The organism is Lacibacter sp. H375 (genome assembly GCF_037892425.1).
In the GTDB taxonomy this organism is placed as follows: domain Bacteria; phylum Bacteroidota; class Bacteroidia; order Chitinophagales; family Chitinophagaceae; genus Lacibacter.
The window spans coordinates 1,290,247-1,311,007 of the sequence record NZ_JBBKTT010000001.1; the positions used below are offsets into that span (position 1 = coordinate 1,290,247).

Consider the following 20,761-nt stretch of genomic DNA (forward strand, 5'->3'; position numbering starts at 1 on the left):
AAATGGTTGGTAAAGACAGCAACCACGGCTGATTGCAAACATGAAACTCAAAATCGATAACGAACTGCTGGCAGAAGAATTCTTTGAGAATACACTTCTGCTTGGTGTAATGGCGCCAATGGAAAGCCAGAAGTTTGTTTGGCAGGTAAACCAATCCATGCGTTTCGATTTTCGATTGAATGATGATATCGAAATTCAGTTAACCAAGAAAAACAGGCAGTATTACTTTTCGGTTTTTGAATACAGGGAGCCAAACATGGTGTTGGAATATTATCTCTATAAGAATCAATTTGACGGTGAGTATCTTTTGCCTGAATTCAAACACCTTGATTATTTGTGGCTGACAAAAGGCGATCTGCCTGGTGAAGAAGATGAAAAAAAACTGATCGCTGATATTCGAAGCATTCCCGGTGTGCAGTTAGTGGTTGAGTTAACCAATGAGAAAATAAAAAACAAGCAACATCTTATTTTATAACCTCGCTCAATTGTAAAGATTATGTGGACAGAAACTGATAATAAACTATACCGCAAATTTGAATTTGCTGACTTCTCGGAAGCGTTTGCGTTTATGACTCGTGTGGCGTTAGAAGCTGAAAAGATGGACCATCATCCGTTATGGACCAATGTATGGAATAAGGTGGAGATATGGCTCAGCACACACGATGCAGGTGATATTGTTACAGCAAAAGATAAAAAGCTTGCCGACAAAATCGACAAGCTTTTATAGTTTTCGTGTGACAACAACCGAATGCTTTTATTTAATAAACTGAAACCATTGCTGATAGTAGGTTCCTACAACAGGCAATGGTTTTTCTTCGCCATTTAATGCAGAGATCAATCCCAACACCCAAAGCACCACAAGTGCTATCCATATGATCGTAATTAAAAAAGATAGAAAGGGAACCATAAACACCAGCATCCAGAAGGCAATATATATGGCCAGGCCTGTTACCATGATTCCAAAACTTTGTCGGAGATGATATGTAGCTAGTGAACTTTTTGGATTCAGATTGCCGTATGAAACATAAGCAATGATCCAGCCAATGAGGGTAAGATAGCTTACCCAGGCGATTGTTTTTGCGTCCATAAAAATTGGTTTAAGTTGATTACAGGCAACTAATATACTCATCTATCATTGCCATTGCAATACATCAACTTAAAACCTGAACAACCTTTTCGGCTTTTGGTACAAGTCGCCCGATTGGTTGAGTAAAAGCTTCAAGATTATTTGCTGCAAGAAGTTGTTGCACTTCAATTAGATGTTCTTCTTTGACAGCGATCAATAATCCGCCATTTGTTTGCGGGTCGGGCAAAAGGTTAAAAGCTTCCATCACATTTACGCCTGCACCAAATCCAACCTTAGTACTATAGCTGTTCCAGTTACGATAGGTAGCGTCGGGAACAATGCGTTGCGCCAGGTATTCTTTTGCTGCCGCAAGAAATGGTATTTGCTGATAAGAAAGCTCAGCAGAAACCCCTGCACCTTCACACATCTCTATTAAATGTCCAAGTAAACCAAAGCCGGTTACATCTGTCATGGCTGTAACAGCTTCTAGTTTTCCAAGCAACTCACCAACAGAGTTAAGTTGTTTCATTTGCATTGCTGCAAGTCCTTTATGTTCTTCTTTCAACACATCTCTTTTTTCAGCAGTGCTTAATACGCCAACACCAATGGGTTTGGTCAGTAGTAATACATTTCCTACCTGTGCGGTATTGTTTTGTTTAAGGTGTGCAATCTGCACCATTCCGTTTACTGCTAAACCAAAGAATGGTTCCGGCGAATCAATACTGTGTCCACCTGCTAAAGTGATGCCTGCTTCATTACAAATTGATCTTGCACCATCTAACACCTGTTGTGCAAGTGTTGCAGGTAGTTTTTCAACCGGCCATCCAAGGATTGCAATAGCAAGCAAAGGTTTGCCGCCCATCGCATACACATCACTGATGGCGTTTGCCGATGCTATTTGTCCAAAGCTGAATGCATCATCAACAATGGGTGTAAAGAAATCGGTGGTAGAGATCATGGCCAATCCATTGCCTAGATCGTACACAGCAGCGTCGTCTTTACTGCTGTTGCCAACAAGTAGATTTTTATCTGTAATAGTTGATAGCGATGATTGGAGAATTTGTTCTAAAACCGCAGGTGCAATTTTGCAGCCGCATCCTGCACCGTGTGAAAACTGTGTGAGTCTGATTGTTTCTGGAAGCATGTGCAAATGTAAATCCAGATCGTATTACTTCCTTGTAATACGTACAGCGGCACTTTTCTTATTATCCGATTTAAACCTGATCTCGTAAACCAAGCCACCAGTTTTTACAACAAGCACACCTGTGTTCGGAGGAATGGTTCCTTCGTTCTCTGCAAACAACGTAAGTAGAAGCCCAGTCTCAGTTTTAGGAAGAGCAATTGTTTGCTTAATGCCTTTATCTGACAACCCAATGCGGTTTAGCAAAACACTGTTGTTGTTAAAAACAGAAACACTGTCACCATCGATCAGTCCGTCATCATACAATTCAATTAAAACAGAATCAGCGTCAGTCTCAATACTTTTTACGATCTCAACTGTTCGGGAAGATAGTTTAATGGAATCTTTATTAGGTGTTGGATGTTGTACAGGTGCTTTTGGTTTTTCAACCTGCACGGCATTTTTTTGTTCGAGTACTTTTAGAAGACCAGATTTTGAAGGATCATCTTCTTTCTTCAAAAAGGTTTTTCCACTTTCTTCAAATAGTTGTGTCTTGCGTTTGTTTGATTGTTTCCATTCGCCACTTACTTCTTTTGTATCGCCGTTTAGAAATAAAATATGACTTTGTAATACACCCTCAGCGCCGGGAGGATTTTGATAAAGCGTTTTTGTTTCGGTGATCACCATATATCCCTCAAACAGGTTCCCTTGTATTTCGCATACTCCATAAAATTCTCCGTTTACGACTGTTGAATAAGAATAGCCGGTTATCTTATTGCCTTCCTGGAACAACAGTAGTTCATATTTGTATTCCATGTTCATCTGCAAAGGATGATTGCTTGTGAAGCGGCCACGCCAAAGCCCTGCAATATTTTGTGCAGAAGAAAAAAGTGTGCAGCAAACCAGTACAAGCCCGAGAACAAATTTCATACTGCAAAGAAAAACATTCAATTGCTATTGTGCTGTTATTCTTTTCGCTTTAAGACAATGGAGGAACTTTTGTTGAGTGTTGAGCTGAAGTTTACCTGGTAACGTTCATTGGTTGTGGTAACGATCAGCAATCCTGTATTTGGTGGAATGCTTCCAAGGTTTTCAGCAAATAGTGTAAGCTGTATAATTTCACCTTTTGGAACAGCAATAGTTTTTTTATAAGCACTTGCCTTAATACCAATTCTTGATACGATCAACTCGTTGTTAAGAAACACACTTACTGTGTCACCATCAATTTCACCATTGTCGTACAACGATAGTACAACACTATCCTCTGATACTTCCAGCGCCTCAATAATTTCAACCTGACGTTTCACAATTACAGGGTTATTAATTACCGGTGGCTTACCTGTTCCTGTTTGTGGTTGACCTGCAGTATTGCCGGCATTTACATTGCCAATGGTACTGATACTTGATTGCGTTGGCTGATTAGTTGTAGCAGGCGTTACTACAGCTGGTGTTGTTGGTTTTTGTTCAACAGGTTTATTGGTAACTGTTGATGTATTCTGCTGCGGATTTGTTGTTGCAGGAGTAGTTGGTTTAGATGTTGTTACTGCCGGTCCTGTTTGCTGAGGTTTCGGTTGCTGTTGATTTGTAACAACAGGATTCGTTGTCGGTTTATTATCGGGTACAGATGGTTGAGTTTGAGACTGAGTTGTAACTGGTGGTTTATTGTTTTGTTGAGTAACCGCAATAGTTGTTTGTTGTGGTTTTGTTTGTTGGGGATTATTAACAGCAACGAATGTTTTATTTGTTGAGTCAGCAGGTTTTATTACAACAGGTTTGTTTTGTTGCTGTGCAGTTGTTGCAGCAACGTTGTTGTTACCGGTTGTGTTTGTTGGTTTGTTATTAGTCACAGTTGGTTGAGTTTGTGACTGTGTTGTAACAGGTGGCTTGTGGTTTGGCTGATTAACAGAAACATCGTTCGGTTTAGTTGTTGACTGTTGTGGATTCGTATTTACAATATTTGTTTTGTTGCTCGAGTCTTTACCAGGCACAACAGGTTTAGTTTGAACTGGATTTGTTGGTTTATTAGTTGTTTGAATTATTACAACATCATTTGGCTTTGGTTTTGTCTCTTCAGGTTTGGTAACTGCAACAGTGTTGGTGGCAATGGAATCGTTCGTAGTTTTTACCTCGGGTTTATTTTGGGTTGAGGGATTTGTTGTGGTTTTATTATCGGTTGGTTTGTTAACTACAACATCCGTTGGCTGAGGTTTTGTTGGTGTTGAAACGAGAACTGGTTTTGGCTCATCAAACATCATTTCTTTGGTGAGTTTTTTTTCTTCGAGGCGTTTGTATAACTGTGTTGCTAAATAGTTTCGTTCTCTGTTTACAACAAGCTTGCCGGGCATTGCATAAAGATTGCGCCAGCTCGATGTACTCCAGTCACCATATAAAACCGATGCAGTGTCAACAATGTCTTTGATGTTGAACATGTATACGGTTTTAATACCTTTTGTTTTTTGCTCAAAGTTGTTTGATACTGACTTTTCGTCTTCAACGATCAATACACTGTCTTTAATACGGGCTTTTACTTTTACCAGGTTATAATACAAAACATCTTCAATTAAAAACAATCGCTGACAATAGCCATATAGTTCACCATTCTTTTCTTTCAACGTCAATTCAAAATCAACCGAATATTTTAAACTATCGGAAACCATCTTTCCTTTATACACACCGGTTACTACCTGCGACTTACTAAAGAAGGAAAGCGAGCAGAAAAATAGAAGAAGTAAATAGTTTTTCATCAGTTTTTTGTTTGAGCTACTCCTGCAGCTGTAAGAGTTGTTTAATATTGGATTCTTGGACGGTTTCGCAGGGTATCTTTACTAATAACGCCTGAAGGTTCTCTCTATTATGTAAACCCTTTGAATACCACTTATCGTAATAGCTAAGTAAGATACGGAAACAATCTTCCACCCTGTCTTCAATAAGGGCATTAATGGCCTCTTTGGTCTCCAGACCGCCTAATCTTTTTTTGATACGGATAACAGCATTCACAAGTCGCTCACGCTCATGCTTTCCGTATTCGTCTACAATATGTTTCAAGCGTTCTTCAAAGGGTATATCAACAAAATACACTGGTGAGGTCCGCATCTGTTTCCAGATGCTCATAGGTGTATTTACATCGCCAATGCGTTGACTTTCATCCTCAATCCAAATTGGTTCTGGCCTTTTGGCCGCTGCGAACAGGGCAAGCGCCAGTTTATTTTCAAATTTTTCCTGTGAAGGTTGAGGAGGCATGCCCAGGTTGCCAAAGGCTGAGCCTTTATGATGAGCCAATTCTTCCAGGTTGATAACGTTCTCACCAGATTTAGCGAGTTTATCCAGTAACGGCGTTTTACCTGAGCCTGTAAAACCCGCAAGAATGCGAAACGAATAGGTTTGTTCAAATTGTTCAAGAGCCCATCTGCGAAATGATTTATAACCACCAACGAGTGTGTAGACATTAAAACCATAAAGATCCAGCAACCATGCAACGCCGCCGCTACGCATGCCACCACGCCAGCAATGAACAAGAACTGTTTTATCATTTCTGTCAGACCCGGACTTGGCCGATTTTTTTCGGATGATCTCATTGCAATCCTCCACCAGCTTTTCTGCCTCTTCCACCATACTCCGCATTTTCACACCAAAAAAGGAAAGACCGATCTTGATTGCTTCTTGTCGGCTTTGTTGTTTATAAGCAGTGCCAACTACTTTTCGTTCTTCGTCAGAAAATAAAGGAAAGGAATAGGCGCCGGGAATTTTCGCATGTTTGTATTCGCCCGGACTGCGTACATCCAAAACAGGATATGTAGCAGCAAGCGAAAGAAACTCCTCGATATTTATTTTTTGAATAGCCATAACAACAACACACAAATTTATTTATTTCGTCTTGCAACAAAAATGGAGATAAGCCAAAGTAAAAGTGAAATGCAGAAGAATGTAATAGTAAGTTGTTTGGCTGTTTGGAACAGTTGCAGGTTGCTGGTAAAAAACCATGCATAACACATCACAAGAAAAGAAAACATTCCGAAAGCCCTGAAGATATTACCGAACGTCTGAAGCATAATACAAAGTAAAAAGTCCTGCAGAAACCTGCAGGACTTTTATAAGTTTAATTTTCTTTGATCTGGATGTTTACTTCTTTTCCCTTCTTCTCCACATTGATGTTTCCACTGTCACCGGTTTTGATTTCTATTTTGCCATCCTTTCCCTCAATCTTAATTCCATCTTTAGAATTGATTTTGATGCTTGCAGAATCATCTCCGGTAATGGAAATGCCTTCTTTACTGATCTTTATTTCACCAGAGTCGCCACTGATTTCAATTTTTGATTCACTGCTTTGTTTTTCATTATCTGATTGCTGCGAATCACCACAACTAAAAAGAGTAAGTAACAATGCTGAAAGAAAAAAGTATTTCATACGAAGTGTTTATAATTGTTTAACCATTCATGCTGATAAGAAACTCGTTGTTGTCTTTCGTTCCACGCATGTGTTGTAACAATGTATTGATTGCTTCTTCTGTATTCATATCAGCCATGTGCTTACGCAGGATCCACATACGTTTAGCAGTGTCTTTATCAAGTAACAGATCATCACGACGTGTACTTGAAGCAACAATATCAATTGCAGGGAATACACGTCTGTTGGCCAGCTTACGATCAAGTGCCAATTCCATGTTACCTGTTCCTTTAAATTCTTCAAAGATCACTTCATCCATCTTACTGCCTGTATCAACAAGCGCTGTTGCAATAATGGTTAACGATCCGCCATTTTCAATTTTACGTGCAGCACCAAAGAACTGTTTTGGTTTTTGCATAGCGTTTGCTTCAACACCACCACTCAATACTTTACCACTTGAAGGTGCAACGGTATTGTGCGCACGAGCTAATCGTGTAATTGAATCTAACAGGATAATTACATCATGACCGCACTCAACCAAACGCTTTGCTTTTTGTAAAGCGATGGTACTTACTTTCACGTGTTTCTCTGCAGGCTCATCAAACGTACTGGCAATAACTTCTGCTTTTACACTGCGTTCCATATCAGTTACCTCTTCCGGACGCTCATCAACCAGTACGATCATCAGGTAACATTCCGGATGGTTTTCTGCAATGGCGTTCGCAAGTTCTTTCAACAGCATCGTTTTACCTGTTTTTGGCTGGGCAACGATCAATCCACGTTGTCCTTTACCAATTGGGGTAAACAGATCCATGATTCGGGTACTGTAATTATTGGAAGTAGTTGTAAGATTTAATTTTTCGAACGGGAACAATGGTGTGAGGTAATCGAACGGCACACGGTCACGCACCTCATCAGGTCGCTTTCCATTGATGGTATCCACTTTTAATAGGGCAAAATATTTTTCACCTTCTTTTGGAGGACGAACAGAGCCGTAAACAGTATCACCTGTTTTTAAACCAAACAGTTTTATTTGAGATGGTGATACATACACATCATCGGGACTTGATAAATAATTGTAATCACTGCTGCGTAAGAAACCATATCCATCGGGCATCATTTCCAAGACACCCTCACCTTGTATCACACCATCAAACTCAATGTTGAAAGGTTGTTCACGCTTATTATTTTGAAACTGTCGTTGTTGATGTTGCTGGTTTTGCGGGCGTTCATTTGGTTGCGGATTTTCAGCTTCCTGGTTTGATTCAGCAAGTTGTTCGCCTAATTCCATTTCTGGCGGTCCGGCTACGAAATCATCTTCGCCCGGTAATGTAAAGCCAGGAGGAATAATTGGTTCGGGAAGTTCTGTTTTCTTGAGCACTTTTTTAGGAGCCGGAGCTGGTGCGTCCTCTTTCTTTTTGCGAACCTTTGGTGCCGTTTCCTTGTCGCCGCTTTCCACAACAGCTTCTTCAGTACCGGAAGCAGTGGTGGTCTTTACAATGCGTTTGCGCTTTTTTTCTTCTGCGCCTTTGTTTTCACTTGCCATAACAGCTTGATTATCGAGGATTTTATAAATTAGTTGTTGCTTATCTAATTTTTTAGCGCCTGCAATTTTTAATTGCTCAGCTACGTCTAGCAACTCAGGAACGAGCATGTCGTTCAATTGTAGAATGTCGTACATAAGAGATTAATTCATTAACACGGAATGGTAAAACCTGAGACTTGTTTTTAGATCTGAAAGTTTGTGTTGATAAAAGTTAAGGGAACCTGGAACGACCGAATTTGATGAGCTTTTGGAAGATCGGATTTTTAAATATCAGTCGGAATCCGATGCAATGTTACGGTAAAATCGGAAAAAAGGAAAAAAAATTAGTATGACTGCTGGTTTTAACAAAAGGTGGGGCAGGCAAGCTATACAGTAGAAAATGAAAGCTTAGTGATGGTCAATAATTATCTTTGCCGCTCAAAATTTCAGCATTTATGTTTAACAAAAGGGTTAAGATCAAAGAATTGCTTAGTCAGGAGCCACAGCAGCAGGAGGTAACGGTTATGGGTTGGGTGCGTACGTTCCGAAATAACCAGTTTATTGCGTTGAATGACGGAAGCACCAATAATAACCTGCAGGTGGTATTGGAGTTGGGCAAATTTGATGAAGAGACCCTCAAGCGGATCACAACATCGGCTTCTTTAAAAGTTACAGGAAGAGTTATTCCTTCTCTCGGGAAAGGTCAGAAGCTGGAAGTGAAGGCAAGTACATTGGAAATTCTTGGTGATAGTGATGCAGAAAAGTATCCGCTTCAACCCAAAAAACACAGTCTTGAATTCTTACGTGAAATTGCACATCTGCGTTTTCGAACCAACACATTTGGTTCTGTCTTCCGTCTTCGTCATGCATTGGCGTTTGCGGTACATAAATTTTACAATGAAAAGGGATTTGTTTATCTCCATACACCAATTGTAACTGCAAGTGATGCAGAAGGTGCAGGTGAAATGTTTCGTGTAACTACTTTACCTTTTGATAATCCTCCACGTAACGAAGATGGCTCTGTAAACTTTAAAGAAGATTTCTTTGGTCGCTCTTCAAACTTAACGGTAAGTGGTCAGCTGGAAGGTGAGTTAGGTGCTACTGCATTTGGAGAGATCTATACGTTCGGTCCAACTTTCCGTGCTGAGAATTCTAATACAGCACGTCACCTTGCCGAGTTCTGGATGATTGAACCGGAGATGGCTTTCTGTGATCTGGAAGACAACATGAACCTTGCTGAGGAGTTCATCAAATACATCATCCGTTATGCAATGGAAAATAACAGGGAAGACCTCGAGTTTCTTGCCCAACGTTTGGCTGATGAAGAAAAGCAATTACCACAAGACAAGCGCAGCGAGTTAGGGTTGATCGAAAAGTTGGAGTTTGTTTTGAACAACGATTTTGAACGTATTACTTATACAGAAGCTATTGAGATTTTATTGCAATCACCTGCTTATAAGAAGAAGAAGTTTCAATACGAAGTAAAATGGGGCATTGATATGCAGAGTGAGCATGAGCGTTATTTGGTTGAAAAGCATTTCAAAAAACCAGTGATCGTAACAAATTATCCTGCAGCTATTAAGGCATTTTATATGCGCCAGGATGATGGTTGTGAACCAGGAAAGGAAACAGTTGCTGCGATGGATATTCTTGCACCGGGCATTGGCGAAATTGTTGGAGGTTCGCAACGTGAGGAACGTATGGACAAACTGATGAAACGTATGGAAGAGATGCATGTTCCTGCTGAGGAGTTATGGTGGTATCTTGATACACGTCGTTTCGGTAGTGTTCCGCATGCAGGTTTCGGGTTGGGTTTTGAGCGTATGGTGCAATTTGTAACCGGTATGGGAAACATCCGTGATGTGATTGCTTTCCCCCGCACGCCCAAGAACTGCGAGTTTTAAGCAACATGCAGCTTAAAAAGACGTTGTAGTATCTTTATACAAAACCTAAACCATGCAAAAAACGCTTTTTATCTGTACGATTCTGTCTATTGTTCTGTCTGCCGGGAATTGTAAGAAGCCTTCAACTCCTGATCCTGGAACACCTGCTTCCACTTACCAGCCAACGACAACCGGTAGCGAATGGAATTATACGACAATCGGAACAACTGCGTCAGGTCCCGTTAATACATCTTTTAAATTGACTGCTACATCAAAGGATTCGGTGTCTAATGGAAAAACGTTTCGAGTGTTTACCAACACAGCGGGGGCAAATGAATACTATGTGAAAGTTGGAAATGACTATTCAAGAATATCATCGTTGGCTTCAGTAACGAACCAAGTGGAAGTATTGTATCTGAAAGACAACTTAAGTGCAGGGGCCAGCTGGAGTGAGGTAAAAAATGTAGTCATCACTGGAGCTCCCTTTCCCGTAGATGTTAATATTAACTACACGGTAATTGGAAACAAATTTGACACTTCATTCAATGGAAATAGTTTTAAGGAATGTATCCGAATAAAAGTTACTCCAACTATTCCTGGTCTTACTATAAACGAAAACAACATTACTTACTTATTTGCTAAGAATGTAGGTATGATCTCAAATAAGGTCAGGTTAAAAGTAACTATGCTTGCAATGGATGTAGATACAGAGACAAAGCTTGGAGCTTTCATAATTAAATAGATTATTTCTTCACTAGCTTTTCAATTTCGTCCAGTGCTTGTTTGCGAATGAGGTCTGTTATTTGTCGCTCAAGCCTACGCATGCGTGCATATAGTTTCAGAATAACAAAATAGAACAGTACAATACAGATATAAAGGACAAGATCGGTGCCACGACCAACGCCTAATTTATTTGCTAATACACTTGTCCATTCAGGAAAAAGGATAAACAACACTGCTACTCCTACAAGAATGAAGAGCAATAACACATCGGCAATGCGGTTACGTAAACGCACAAAATAAAACAAACCGGTAAACAGGAATCCGATGATGAGTATGAACTGAATGGGTGTCATCGTAATAGTTTATGTAAAATTAAATCGAAAAGAATACGAATGCTGTTCCATCCTGATTGACCTTTGGCTTTGGAATACTCAGTGTAGCGAACTTCTACTGCAACTTCTTTCAACCTGAGTTTGTATTTTTTTACCAGAATCAATATCTCTGATGCATGCGCCATTCGGTTTTCTTTTATACGGATCAACTCAGCAGCGTTTCTGTTAAATGCACGAAAGCCATTGTGTGCATCACTTAACAGAAGTCCGGTAAAAAGAAAATTTACATAACGTGCGGTATGTAATAACAGTGATCGGGAAAAAGGCAGTGATGATTGATCAGATAAAAAGCGTGACCCAAACACAACATCTGCTTCGTTGTTTTGAAGGGGTGCAAGCAAACGGTCTATTGCAGAATAATCGTGTTGCCCATCAGCATCAAAATGCACAATAAAGGTGGCACCCTTAGCCAACGCATATTGGGTTCCTGTTTCCAACGCTGCACCTTGTCCAAGATTCTGCTGGTGGCGGATAACTGTAATGGGCACATCGGTAAGTGGTTTTGTCTGATCGTTTATTGAGCCATCGTCTACAACAACAATTTCATAGCCCTTATGCAAGAGTGGTTCTACAGTTGAACGGAGAACAATCTCTTCATTAAAAGAAGGGATGATGATGAATATTCCGGAGTCACTCATAAACTTGACTAAAGATAATTAAGAAATGGTCGATGGAGATTGACTATTCGGAGTCTATAGTTGTTGAATAGATGGTAAAGTTCGGTCGGTGGAGAACTGGTACAGCTTTATGGTCTTGTATAAAACGAAATTCTGCTTCTGTAGCATCCTTCTGGCAAATGATAAGCAAACGAACTTTCTTCTTTGTTGAAAGCCTTGTCTCTCTAAGCAATTCAATTTTTTTCGTAATGGCTACATTTTTAATATAAGGAAAGAATGTAAAGTAAGGCTCAGTGTAAGTTATTACTGTTGGCGGTTCGTCATTACTTGTGGCCCGAACATAGTTGTATGCGGCGGCTCTGTCAAGGCGGTTGCTTAATTCTTTGTCAGGAATATTATTGGTTATTGCATTATAGCAAAATTTCAAGGTTAGAGCGAGGTTGTATACGATTGTAATTACAAATAATGTGAACAACGTTTTTTTGAGAATACCTGATAAACCTGCCCATTTATTCTGGATAAACCAGAATGTAAGGAGCAATAGAAGGATGCTTGGAAGGATAAAGTATCTGCCCTCATTAACATATGTCCAGCCGCCCGGTTGACCTGTGCGACTGTTGTGTGTTAGTGATAAACCAATTAAGACACTAATCGGTAAAAGAAGGAAAGGGACTAGTGAAAGAACAGAAAGCGTTTGCCTGATAGCTACTTCATTATTTCGTATTTCCCTTTGGCGAGTGATGTTAAAAACCAGGAAACGTGTAATTAGGAACAACAAAAAGATGAGTAGGAAAGCTGCCACGGCAAAATAGAAATAGCGAAAAGGTAGAATAATGTGTTTCCAGGTGTTCTCAACATAGGAGATATTGAAAAATGTTTTGAAAAAGAAAGGGTAAGAGTTCTGCAGATTAAATAGAAAAAGACCCGTTTTGTCCATCGCAACTGCCTGGTTTATTGGCTGTGAAGTATAAACAAACAGGAAGTATTCCTGGAGAATGATGAAGAGTAGTACAAGAAGCAGAGATATCGCAGATCGTTTCAACAGAGTTTTGTCTTTTAAGTAAATTGACGACAGAAGTAGGACTAGTGGGAAGAAAAGGGTCACAGGATAATATTGATAACGAAATGCGGAAGGAAGAAAGAATAAAAAAGAACCAAGAAGAAGAGTTAGATTTCTTGACAGATTGTTTTTTTTCAATTGCTTTACTAAGAATAAGATAGCCCCGATGCAAAAGAATGCTGCGGTCAGATCACTAAAGCCGGGGCGTTTAATGAGTTCAGGGTTTAAAGCAAACACCAGAAAAATGTATACAATGTAATTTGTTTGCATACCGATCTCTTTGCATAAAAGATAGAGCACCCATATAAATCCTATCAAGACAAGCGTCATCATTAATAAATCTGTTGACGGATGATGTCCGGTAAGATCTAAAAACAAGGCGGTTGTTGCTGTGACAAGTGGTGGCCACAAACGTAAACCCTCAAAGTAAAAAGAAGAAAGGTCTTCAGGGGATGATCGGATAAATCCCATGCCATGACCCTCGATCAGATTCTGAGCTGCAGAATTGATCAGCATATGATCTGTCATGTGCAACGGAAAGCAATATAACAGAAGCAAACGTATAATAAAGGCAAACACTAGAACGATTTGCAATTGGCGGGTTGCGGTCATTTCACTTTAATTGCTTTTTGTAATATGGTTTTTTTGATATGCTGTAATTCTGTCTCTCACATTTTTGCGGATGGAATAATAGAACAGATTCAAATCTCCTGCATGGTAATTCTTTGAGCGTAGAAAAATACTAAAGAAGAAACGTGGCTTATTAATCCATAAAACTCCGTTGTGATTTTTTGCACCATTTGTATGGTTATAAGTTTTATTAAACTTGAATAAGACGGCACCCTTATTTTCCTTTCTTGAGATTGCTGAATCAGACAGTGACCAGCTTAATGGATTAACTGTCCATGTTTGCCCTTCTTCCTTTTTAACATAGTCTGGCACATATCCTTTTCTGAATGTTCGCCAGGTTACGAAACAATTAGTTTCGTTTGGACCTCGGCATGGCTCCATAACTGAAAAATAATTCAGTGGAATACCCAAGCCGATTATGTAAGCACATACAAGCTTAGATGATAGTGGTTTGTTTTCAAAAAATTCTTTTAATAACCTACCTGCATGATATGTCCCCTGACTGTGTGATGCAATGATGATTGGCCTGTTGTTGTTATGTTTTTCAAGGTAAAAGAGAAACGCTTTTTTTACATCAGAATAGGCAAGTTCAAGTGCGGCTTGCGATTGTGCTTGTTCAATAGAAAAGAAAGAATGAAGATGCGCCTGCCTGTACCTTGGAGCAAAAACTCTGCAACTTCCATTAAAGATACTTGCCTGGTATAAAATCGACGTATAGTCGGTTTTGGTATTTAATGTATCACTTTTGATAGAGGCATTCCATACTTTTCCGGCCAGTGCTTTTGATGTTAAAGTGGTGGGGTGAATAAAGAAAACATCAGTTGAACTGTCCCGAGTTTCGTATTCAAAGGATTTTGGAATACTGTCTGAAGGGTCTTTTTTCGAAGGATGTGCAGCCCAGAAACGCAAATCAGAGTAATCAGGAATACTATCAGCAACTGTAAATTCCTTTTTATATTTTTCTATTTGTGAAACATACGATGGCCTGCACGCAACGAGGAAAAGAAGTGCGATTTGTGATACAATTAAAAAAGCTTTCGTTGATTCAATCAATTTTGTAATTTTTGCAAGCCAAACCTAACAGAATTACAGCAATTACTTTACTTATTAAAAGAGTTTATTATGACGATTCCAGTAGTTGATCTTGCCGAGTTCACCAGTGGTGACCCTGTTTTAAAACAGAAGTTTGTAAATGAATTAGGAAAGGCATATGAAGAGGTTGGCTTTGTAGCGGTAAAAAATCACGGCGTTCCTGATCACCTCATTGCTGATCTGTATAAATATGTTCAACAATTTTTTTCACTACCTCTGGAAAAGAAGCGGGAATACGAAATTCCCGATTTGGCCGGTCAGCGTGGTTATACATCTTTTGGAAAAGAGCATGCAAAGGGAAGTGATGCTCCAGACCTGAAGGAATTTTTTCAATACGGGCAGAAGGCAGAAGGCACAGAATATGTACCTGAAGAATATCCGGAGAATGTGCAGGTTGGTGAAATTCCGGCTTTCAACCCAACATTTCATGCGGCGTACAGATCGTTTGAAGAATCTGGTAAAAAGCTGCTGCAGGCAATTGCGTTGTATTTGGGTCTTGACGAATTTTATTTTGATGACTGGGTCCGCAACGGGAATTCCATTTTGAGAGCAATACATTATCCTCCTATAACGAATGAACCTAAAACTGCGATCAGGGCTGAGCAGCATGAAGATATTAACCTGATCACTTTGTTGGTTGGTGCATCAGCAGATGGATTACAGATTCTCACAAAACAGAATGAATGGGTTGGAGTCACATCTCTGCCTGAGCAGATTGTGGTAAATGTTGGTGATATGTTGCAACGTTTAACCAATAATAAGTTGCGCTCCACAACACATCGTGTAGTTAATCCGCCAAGAGAGCTTTGGCATACGTCGAGGTTTTCTATCCCATTCTTTTTGCACCCAAAAGGGAATATGTCGTTGGCATGTTTGGAGAGTTGCATTGATGAAAAAAATCCAAAACATTATCCAGATGCAACGGCGGGAGAGTATCTTGACGAACGCTTACGTGAAATTGGATTAAAGAAGTAACCATTTAAATCCGTTGATCTGAAATTTATCCGACACATTCCATTCTTAAAGGCGGTACTCATTTATACGCTTACTGCTTTTGGTGGCCCGCAGGGTCATATCGGAATGTTGATGAAAATTTTTGTAAAGAAACGGCGTGATCTTACAGAACATGAATTAACGGAGATCATTTCTTTTTGTCAGCTTCTTCCTGGTGCAAGCTCTACACAAACAATTACTCTGATAGGTTACAAGCGTGGTGGTTTACCACTAGCATTAGTTACTTTATTTGTTTGGGTGTTTCCTGCATGTTTCATTATGGGCGCTCTTTCTTTTTTTGTGCATTATCTTGATAAGAAAGCGTTACATACTGATATATTTAAATTTTTGCAACCCATGGCTGTCGGGTTTTTAATCTATGCTACATGGAATACCTACAAGTCAGCTGTGAACAGTGCTATCACCCGGGTGATAATGATTCTTGCCGCCATTGCTGTATATATTTTTTTTAGAACACCATGGGTGTTCCCGATAATTCTTGTAGTGGCAGGCGTTGTTACGAATTTTAATAAGAAGCGTATTCCGCAAAAAGAAATTCCAAGAAAGAAAATAAAATGGTCGAATATTTGGTTGTTTGCATTGGTGTTTGTGGTTGCGGGTTTTTTGAGTGAAACGGCAAGAAAGCAAGAATGGGAAAACAGACGTGCATTTAACCTGTTTGAAAACTTTTATCGTTTTGGCAGTTTGGTCTTTGGCGGTGGTCAAGTGCTTGTTCCCATGATGTACGAGCAGTTTGTAATTCGTGAAAAAACGCAATACATGACAGGAGAGGAATTATTGACAGGTGCCGGATTTGTTCAAGGTATTCCCGGTCCGGTTTTTTCGATGGCTTCATATACCGGCGGAATGGCAATGCGTGATCTGGGAGCTGAAAAACAAGTGGTAGGGAGTATTATAGGGGCAGTAGCAATTTTTCTTCCCAGTTTATTACTTGTTCTCTTCTTTTATCCAATATGGAATAACTTAAAAAAGTATGCGGTTGTTTATCGATCGTTGGAAGGGATCAATGCGGCTACTGTAGGATTGATGGCAGCGTCTGCTTTTTACGTAGCAAGAGATATTTCTATTCTTGAAATGAATGCGATCAGTTACCTTAACCTGATTGTAATTTTTTCTACTACAATACTTCTTTCCACAACTAAAATTCCGCCACCTATTATTGCAGTGGTATGTTTGTTACTGGGGTGGATTTTTTAGTTTGTAATAGCCGGCTGATTCTATTTCATCACACACCACATCGGGTACAAGAAAGCGGATAGATTTTCCTTTTGAAATTAACTCACGGATATGTGTAGCCGAAATTTCCAGCAGTGGTGCAGTAAGCGAATGAAGTTCTTTTAGTTGATGAGGAATTATTGGGAAGCCCGGTCTTGTATAAACATAGACAGGATAGTTTTCCATGATCTGTTCGGCGTTTTTCCATTTGTCCAGGTTTTGCAGACTATCACTACCCATAATTACTGAGAAGGTATGTTGGGGATATTTCTCCTGCAGGTAAGTAAGGGTTGTAATCGTGTATGAGGGTTTGGGTAATCGAAACTCAATATCAATTGCTTTGAGGGCAGCGCTTTTTTGAATGGCGAGATTTACGAGATGTAAACGATCATACTCATTTAAAAGATGTTTCTGCTGTTTAAACGGGTTTTGAGGGGACACTACAAACCAAACCTGTGCAAGGTCGGTTTCATTTATGATATGCTGGGCTATTATCAGATGCCCGCTATGGATGGGGTTAAAGGAACCAAAATAAAGTCCAACCTTCATTAATTAATTGAATTACAATTAGTTAGATGTTTTAACCAATATGCTTTGTGCCTCTTCAATTCGAAGACTTAGCTGATAGCCTGCTACTTTTATGCTGATGGGGTCACCTAATGGCGCCTGCATTTCTACAGTTACTTCTTCACCTGGTACACAACCCATTTCCATCAACTTTAAAAAAATCTCATCGTTTTCAAAGGAGTGAATAATTGCTTTTTGCCCAGGTTCTAATTCCGATAATCTTTTCATACTCGGATGCAAAAGTATCGCTTCCTTAAGTGAAACTTTCCCGAATTTTGGAATTATGCAAGTAGCACGTGTTAATTTTTTTTACCAAGATGTCAGGTTCCCATTTTCTAATCGAACAGCCATAAAAGTATTTTTGAAGAAGCTCTTTCAGAAAGAAGGCCATAAACTGAATGAGTTGAATATCATCTTCTGCACTGATGATGCTTTGCTCGAGATCAATAGAATTTATCTTCAACACGACTATTATACTGACATTATCACTTTTCCGCTAAGTACTGCATCCGACCCAATTCAAGCTGAACTATATATAAGTACCGAGAGGGTTAAAGAAAATGCGAAGCAAGGCGGTGTTTCTTTTAAAGAAGAATTACACCGTGTAATTTTTCATGGGTGCCTTCACTTAGCCGGATATGGCGATAAATCTTCACAACAAATTAAGAAGATGCGTGAACGGGAAGACCATTATTTGCGTTTATATCTCCACAAATAACAGATATGTTCCACGTGAAAAAAGTGATTTTTATCTTCTTTGTTTTCTTTAATAATCATACTGTTTATGCACAGGGAGTATTAACCCTTAGAGACAAGCCTTTCGAATTTAAGCATGTGGTTGATTCAGCGTTACTACAGCAACTACAGTTACATAGTTCTTATAAAACCTTATCGAACCACGAGAAAGACCTTTTCTATTGGACCAATTATTTTCGGCAGAACCCACGAAGGTTTTACGATAACTTGATTCAGGAGTTCTTAAAACAGTTTCCTGAGGCGAAGTCAACGTATAGCAAAAGCCTTGAAGCAGATATTCGAAAAGCTCCTTCTTCCTTAGCATTGTTGATACTAGATAATGGGCTGTTAAATACATCAAAAGCCCACGCTTCAGATTTAATTAAAAGGGGGGGCATTATTTCGCATAATTCATTCAACGGTAAAACCTTTCCACAAAGACTCCAAGAGGCTGGTAAATACACATGTGGTGCTGAAAATGTTTATGTCGGGTCCTATAGTGCTCTTGAATCTTTAATTACTCTATTGATTGATCATGGCGTGCCTGACAAAGGGCACCGCATGAATCTCCTCGACCCAAAGTTTGGTAAAATGGGCCTCTCCTTTCAAGTCGCTGGTTCAGGGAAAGGAGTGTTGGTTCAAGACTTCGCATGTCCCTGACGTTCCACGTGAAACGGCATTCTGTTCTCAGCTAATTAGAAGTTATCTTTGCAGGCCCATAAAAAGGGCTTATCAAATGTTTCCTGAATACGATGTGATAGTTGTTGGTGCCGGACATGCCGGTTGTGAAGCGGCAGCCTCTGCTGCAAATATGGGCAGTAAGGTGTTGTTGGTTACCATGAACATGCAGACCATAGCTCAAATGAGTTGTAACCCCGCTATGGGCGGTATTGCCAAAGGCCAGATCGTGAGGGAAATAGATGCACTGGGAGGATACAGCGGGATTGTTAGTGACAAGAGTATGATTCAGTTCAGGATGCTCAACCGCTCAAAAGGCCCCGCCATGTGGAGCCCCAGGACTCAAAACGACCGGATGCTGTTTGCCACCACCTGGAGGGAAATGCTGGAGCAAACGCCAAATGTTGATTTCTACCAGGATATGGTGCGCCAACTGTTGGTGAAAGACGGTCGCTGCTATGGAGTAGTAACAGGCCTCGGCCATGAGATCAAAGCCAAAGCAGTGGTGGTCACCAGTGGTACTTTTCTGAATGGTGTTATTCATATTGGTGAGAAGCAATTAGGTGGCGGACGTATTTCAGAGAAAGCAGCAACAGGGATTACCGAGCAATTGGTTGAGCTTGGATTTGAAAGCGATCGCCTCAAAACAGGCACACCTCCACGAATTGACGGACGCAGTCTCGATTATTCCAAAATGGAAGAACAGAAGGGCGACGAAGAGATCACTGGTTTTTCCTACATGGATGTTCCCGTCATTAAGCCCGAGCAACAACGAAGCTGTTTTATTACATATACAAGCCAGGAAGTACATGATGTTTTAAAGACAGGTTTCGACCGCAGCCCCATGTACCAGGGTCGCATCCAGGGAACTGGTCCACGCTATTGTCCAAGCATAGAAGACAAGATCAATCGATTTGCCGAACGTGATCGTCACCAACTATTTGTTGAGCCGGAAGGATGGAATACCGTAGAGATTTATGTAAACGGCTTTTCAACTTCTTTACCGGAACAAGTACAATACGAAGCACTTCGTAAGGTGGTGGGTTTTGAGAATGTGCGCATGTTCCGCCCCGGCTATGCCATTGAATACGATTTCTTCCCTCCAACACAATTGACCTATTCACTCGAAACAAAACAAATACAGAACCTGTTCTTTGCCGGCCAGATCAACGGAACCACCGGTTACGAAGAAGCAGCTTGTCAAGGGTTAATGGCAGGCATAAATGCACATTTAAAAGCAACAGAACAGGATCCGTTTATTTTGAAAAGAAGTGATGCCTATATCGGTGTGCTGATCGATGATCTCATCAGCAAAGGAACCGATGAGCCATATCGCATGTTTACCAGTCGGGCAGAATATAGAACGTTGTTGCGGCAGGATAACGCTGATCTGCGATTAACAGAACTCAGTTATAAAATGGGACTGGCAACACAGGAGCGTATGGATAAAACACGCAGAAAACTTGAAGCGGTTGAACGCATCAAATTATCGCTATCAGATGTTTCACTCACACCTGATGAGATCAATGATTTCCTTGTTGCAAACAATAGTGCGCCGCTTACACAAAAACAAAAAGCGTTACAACTGTTACTTCGTCCCGGCATACAATTAAGCAAACTGATTGCTGCATCACCCACCTTGCAACAACTTACGGGAACGCCTACCGCAGAGGTAATGGAGCAGGCAGAAATACAGGTGAAATATGATGTGTACATCGAAAAGGAAAAAGAACTGGTACAACGCATGAGCCAATTGGAAGACCTCGAAATTCCAAACAGTTTTGATTATAACAAGATCTCTTCTTTAAGTACAGAAGCATTGCAGAAGTTTAAAAAAATCAAGCCACGCACGCTTGGACAGGCATCACGCATCTCTGGTGTAAACCCAAGTGATGTGCAGATACTGATGGTGTATATGGGTCGTTAATATTGACGATTTTTTCATATATGATTGATTTGGTAATATTCTGACATGACTTAACAATTGTTAACTCCATTCAATAGTTTATTTCACTCTCTGTCATTAATCACTACGACACGATTCGTTTTTAAACAACATT

At 40.1% G+C, this 20,761-nt stretch carries 22 protein-coding genes; 9 read left to right on the forward strand and 13 right to left on the reverse strand.

From position 1 onward, the window contains the following. The first annotated feature begins 40 nt into the window (after nt 1–40). Nucleotides 41–475: an IPExxxVDY family protein gene (locus tag WG954_RS05605; protein WP_340434443.1), complete on the forward strand. Its 435-nt coding sequence runs from the start codon at nt 41–43 to the stop codon at nt 473–475. A gap of 21 nt (nt 476–496) precedes the next feature. Beyond that, the gene (locus tag WG954_RS05610) at nt 497–727 is read left to right on the forward strand and encodes a 4a-hydroxytetrahydrobiopterin dehydratase (protein ID WP_340434445.1); all 231 of its coding nucleotides are present in this window, start codon (nt 497–499) and stop codon (nt 725–727) included. Nucleotides 728–754: 27 nt separating this feature from the next. Here the strand turns inward: WG954_RS05610 and WG954_RS05615 are convergent, their stop codons facing one another. From WG954_RS05615 to rho, 7 genes are all read right to left on the reverse strand, one after another. Beyond that, nucleotides 755–1,087 (reverse strand): DUF4870 domain-containing protein, encoded by a 333-nt coding sequence (locus WG954_RS05615; protein WP_340434446.1) that lies wholly within the window; start codon nt 1,085–1,087, stop codon nt 755–757. A gap of 64 nt (nt 1,088–1,151) precedes the next feature. Further along, nucleotides 1,152–2,210 (reverse strand): selenide, water dikinase SelD, encoded by a 1,059-nt coding sequence (gene selD / locus WG954_RS05620; RefSeq protein WP_340434447.1) that lies wholly within the window; start codon nt 2,208–2,210, stop codon nt 1,152–1,154. 24 nt (nt 2,211–2,234) lie between these two features. Further along, nucleotides 2,235–3,116, reverse strand: a complete 882-nt coding sequence (locus WG954_RS05625) for a hypothetical protein (protein ID WP_340434449.1) — start codon at nt 3,114–3,116, stop codon at nt 2,235–2,237. A 35-nt stretch (nt 3,117–3,151) separates the two neighbouring features. Continuing rightward, nucleotides 3,152–4,930, reverse strand: a complete 1,779-nt coding sequence (locus WG954_RS05630) for a hypothetical protein (protein ID WP_340434450.1) — start codon at nt 4,928–4,930, stop codon at nt 3,152–3,154. Between the two features lie 16 nt (nt 4,931–4,946). Further along, entirely contained in the window at nt 4,947–6,029 is a 1,083-nt protein-coding gene (mnmH, locus tag WG954_RS05635) for a tRNA 2-selenouridine(34) synthase MnmH (RefSeq protein ID WP_340434451.1), read from the reverse strand. A gap of 253 nt (nt 6,030–6,282) precedes the next feature. After that, entirely contained in the window at nt 6,283–6,591 is a 309-nt protein-coding gene (locus WG954_RS05640) for a hypothetical protein (RefSeq protein ID WP_324229634.1), read from the reverse strand. A gap of 19 nt (nt 6,592–6,610) precedes the next feature. Continuing rightward, the gene (rho, locus tag WG954_RS05645; protein ID WP_340434453.1) at nt 6,611–8,251 is read right to left on the reverse strand and encodes a transcription termination factor Rho; all 1,641 of its coding nucleotides are present in this window, start codon (nt 8,249–8,251) and stop codon (nt 6,611–6,613) included. Nucleotides 8,252–8,550: 299 nt separating this feature from the next. On the opposite strand from rho, the gene asnS reads away from it, so the two are divergent. Both asnS and WG954_RS05655 read left to right on the forward strand, forming a co-directional pair. Further along, nucleotides 8,551–9,999 carry an asparagine--tRNA ligase gene (asnS, locus tag WG954_RS05650; protein ID WP_340434454.1) on the forward strand — a complete coding sequence of 483 codons (1,449 nt, stop codon included), beginning with the start codon at nt 8,551–8,553 and terminating at the stop codon, nt 9,997–9,999. Between the two features lie 52 nt (nt 10,000–10,051). Next, complete coding sequence (locus WG954_RS05655; RefSeq protein ID WP_340434455.1) at nt 10,052–10,720, forward strand: hypothetical protein; 669 nt, start codon at nt 10,052–10,054, stop codon at nt 10,718–10,720. A gap of 1 nt (nt 10,721) precedes the next feature. Here WG954_RS05655 and WG954_RS05660 read toward each other — a convergent pair whose 3' ends face one another. The 4 genes from WG954_RS05660 to WG954_RS05675 are packed head-to-tail and all read right to left on the reverse strand — an operon-like array spanning nt 10,722 to nt 14,453. Then, nucleotides 10,722–11,054, reverse strand: a complete 333-nt coding sequence (locus tag WG954_RS05660) for a DUF2304 domain-containing protein (RefSeq protein WP_340434456.1) — start codon at nt 11,052–11,054, stop codon at nt 10,722–10,724. Continuing rightward, nucleotides 11,051–11,731 carry a glycosyltransferase family 2 protein gene (locus WG954_RS05665; RefSeq protein ID WP_340434458.1) on the reverse strand — a complete coding sequence of 227 codons (681 nt, stop codon included), beginning with the start codon at nt 11,729–11,731 and terminating at the stop codon, nt 11,051–11,053. Before WG954_RS05665 ends, WG954_RS05660 begins: the two co-directional genes overlap by 4 nt. A 43-nt stretch (nt 11,732–11,774) precedes the next feature. Beyond that, entirely contained in the window at nt 11,775–13,382 is a 1,608-nt protein-coding gene (locus tag WG954_RS05670) for a glycosyltransferase family protein (protein ID WP_340434459.1), read from the reverse strand. Nucleotides 13,383–13,388: 6 nt separating this feature from the next. Next, nucleotides 13,389–14,453 carry a DUF3089 domain-containing protein gene (locus tag WG954_RS05675; protein ID WP_340434460.1) on the reverse strand — a complete coding sequence of 355 codons (1,065 nt, stop codon included), beginning with the start codon at nt 14,451–14,453 and terminating at the stop codon, nt 13,389–13,391. A 69-nt stretch (nt 14,454–14,522) separates the two neighbouring features. Between WG954_RS05675 and WG954_RS05680 the strand changes: the two genes are divergently transcribed. Continuing rightward, complete coding sequence (locus tag WG954_RS05680) at nt 14,523–15,467, forward strand: isopenicillin N synthase family dioxygenase (protein ID WP_340434461.1); 945 nt, start codon at nt 14,523–14,525, stop codon at nt 15,465–15,467. A 60-nt stretch (nt 15,468–15,527) separates the two neighbouring features. Then, nucleotides 15,528–16,703, forward strand: coding sequence for a chromate efflux transporter (gene chrA, locus WG954_RS05685; RefSeq protein WP_340438904.1), 1,176 nt, complete (start codon nt 15,528–15,530; stop codon nt 16,701–16,703). Here chrA and nadD read toward each other — a convergent pair. Both nadD and WG954_RS05695 read right to left on the reverse strand, forming a co-directional pair. Beyond that, nucleotides 16,683–17,270 carry a nicotinate (nicotinamide) nucleotide adenylyltransferase gene (gene nadD, locus WG954_RS05690; RefSeq protein WP_340434463.1) on the reverse strand — a complete coding sequence of 196 codons (588 nt, stop codon included), beginning with the start codon at nt 17,268–17,270 and terminating at the stop codon, nt 16,683–16,685. The two genes, chrA and nadD, sit on opposite strands and share 21 nt — an antisense overlap. 18 nt (nt 17,271–17,288) lie before the next feature. After that, nucleotides 17,289–17,516 carry a FeoA family protein gene (locus WG954_RS05695; protein WP_324229624.1) on the reverse strand — a complete coding sequence of 76 codons (228 nt, stop codon included), beginning with the start codon at nt 17,514–17,516 and terminating at the stop codon, nt 17,289–17,291. Between the two features lie 55 nt (nt 17,517–17,571). Between WG954_RS05695 and ybeY the strand changes: the two genes are divergently transcribed. The 3 genes from ybeY (at nt 17,572) to mnmG (ending at nt 20,628) form a co-directional block, all read left to right on the forward strand. Beyond that, a complete protein-coding gene (ybeY, locus tag WG954_RS05700) occupies nt 17,572–18,006 on the forward strand; it encodes an rRNA maturation RNase YbeY (protein WP_340434465.1) in 435 nt (144 codons plus the stop codon). 14 nt (nt 18,007–18,020) lie between these two features. After that, nucleotides 18,021–18,683, forward strand: a complete 663-nt coding sequence (locus WG954_RS05705) for a CAP domain-containing protein (RefSeq protein ID WP_340434467.1) — start codon at nt 18,021–18,023, stop codon at nt 18,681–18,683. Between the two features lie 76 nt (nt 18,684–18,759). After that, nucleotides 18,760–20,628 (forward strand): tRNA uridine-5-carboxymethylaminomethyl(34) synthesis enzyme MnmG, encoded by a 1,869-nt coding sequence (gene mnmG, locus WG954_RS05710; protein WP_340434469.1) that lies wholly within the window; start codon nt 18,760–18,762, stop codon nt 20,626–20,628. Nucleotides 20,629–20,761 lie beyond the last annotated feature (133 nt).

Excerpts from the sequence above, each read along its gene's own strand:
- WG954_RS05605 (WP_340434443.1), top strand. The coding sequence starts at position 41 with ATGAAACTCAAAATCGATAACGAACTGCTGGCAGAAGAATTCTTTGAG.
- WG954_RS05610 (WP_340434445.1), top strand. The coding sequence starts at position 497 with ATGTGGACAGAAACTGATAATAAACTATACCGCAAATTTGAATTTGCT.
- WG954_RS05615 (WP_340434446.1), bottom strand. The coding sequence starts at position 1,087 with ATGGACGCAAAAACAATCGCCTGGGTAAGCTATCTTACCCTCATTGGC.
- selD (WP_340434447.1), bottom strand. The coding sequence starts at position 2,210 with ATGCTTCCAGAAACAATCAGACTCACACAGTTTTCACACGGTGCAGGA.
- WG954_RS05625 (WP_340434449.1), bottom strand. The coding sequence starts at position 3,116 with ATGAAATTTGTTCTCGGGCTTGTACTGGTTTGCTGCACACTTTTTTCT.
- WG954_RS05630 (WP_340434450.1), bottom strand. The coding sequence starts at position 4,930 with ATGAAAAACTATTTACTTCTTCTATTTTTCTGCTCGCTTTCCTTCTTT.
- mnmH (WP_340434451.1), bottom strand. The coding sequence starts at position 6,029 with ATGGCTATTCAAAAAATAAATATCGAGGAGTTTCTTTCGCTTGCTGCT.
- WG954_RS05640 (WP_324229634.1), bottom strand. The coding sequence starts at position 6,591 with ATGAAATACTTTTTTCTTTCAGCATTGTTACTTACTCTTTTTAGTTGT.
- rho (WP_340434453.1), bottom strand. The coding sequence starts at position 8,251 with ATGTACGACATTCTACAATTGAACGACATGCTCGTTCCTGAGTTGCTA.
- asnS (WP_340434454.1), top strand. The coding sequence starts at position 8,551 with ATGTTTAACAAAAGGGTTAAGATCAAAGAATTGCTTAGTCAGGAGCCA.
- WG954_RS05655 (WP_340434455.1), top strand. The coding sequence starts at position 10,052 with ATGCAAAAAACGCTTTTTATCTGTACGATTCTGTCTATTGTTCTGTCT.
- WG954_RS05660 (WP_340434456.1), bottom strand. The coding sequence starts at position 11,054 with ATGACACCCATTCAGTTCATACTCATCATCGGATTCCTGTTTACCGGT.
- WG954_RS05665 (WP_340434458.1), bottom strand. The coding sequence starts at position 11,731 with ATGAGTGACTCCGGAATATTCATCATCATCCCTTCTTTTAATGAAGAG.
- WG954_RS05670 (WP_340434459.1), bottom strand. The coding sequence starts at position 13,382 with ATGACCGCAACCCGCCAATTGCAAATCGTTCTAGTGTTTGCCTTTATT.
- WG954_RS05680 (WP_340434461.1), top strand. The coding sequence starts at position 14,523 with ATGACGATTCCAGTAGTTGATCTTGCCGAGTTCACCAGTGGTGACCCT.
- nadD (WP_340434463.1), bottom strand. The coding sequence starts at position 17,270 with ATGAAGGTTGGACTTTATTTTGGTTCCTTTAACCCCATCCATAGCGGG.
- WG954_RS05695 (WP_324229624.1), bottom strand. The coding sequence starts at position 17,516 with ATGAAAAGATTATCGGAATTAGAACCTGGGCAAAAAGCAATTATTCAC.
- ybeY (WP_340434465.1), top strand. The coding sequence starts at position 17,572 with ATGCAAGTAGCACGTGTTAATTTTTTTTACCAAGATGTCAGGTTCCCA.
- mnmG (WP_340434469.1), top strand. The coding sequence starts at position 18,760 with ATGTTTCCTGAATACGATGTGATAGTTGTTGGTGCCGGACATGCCGGT.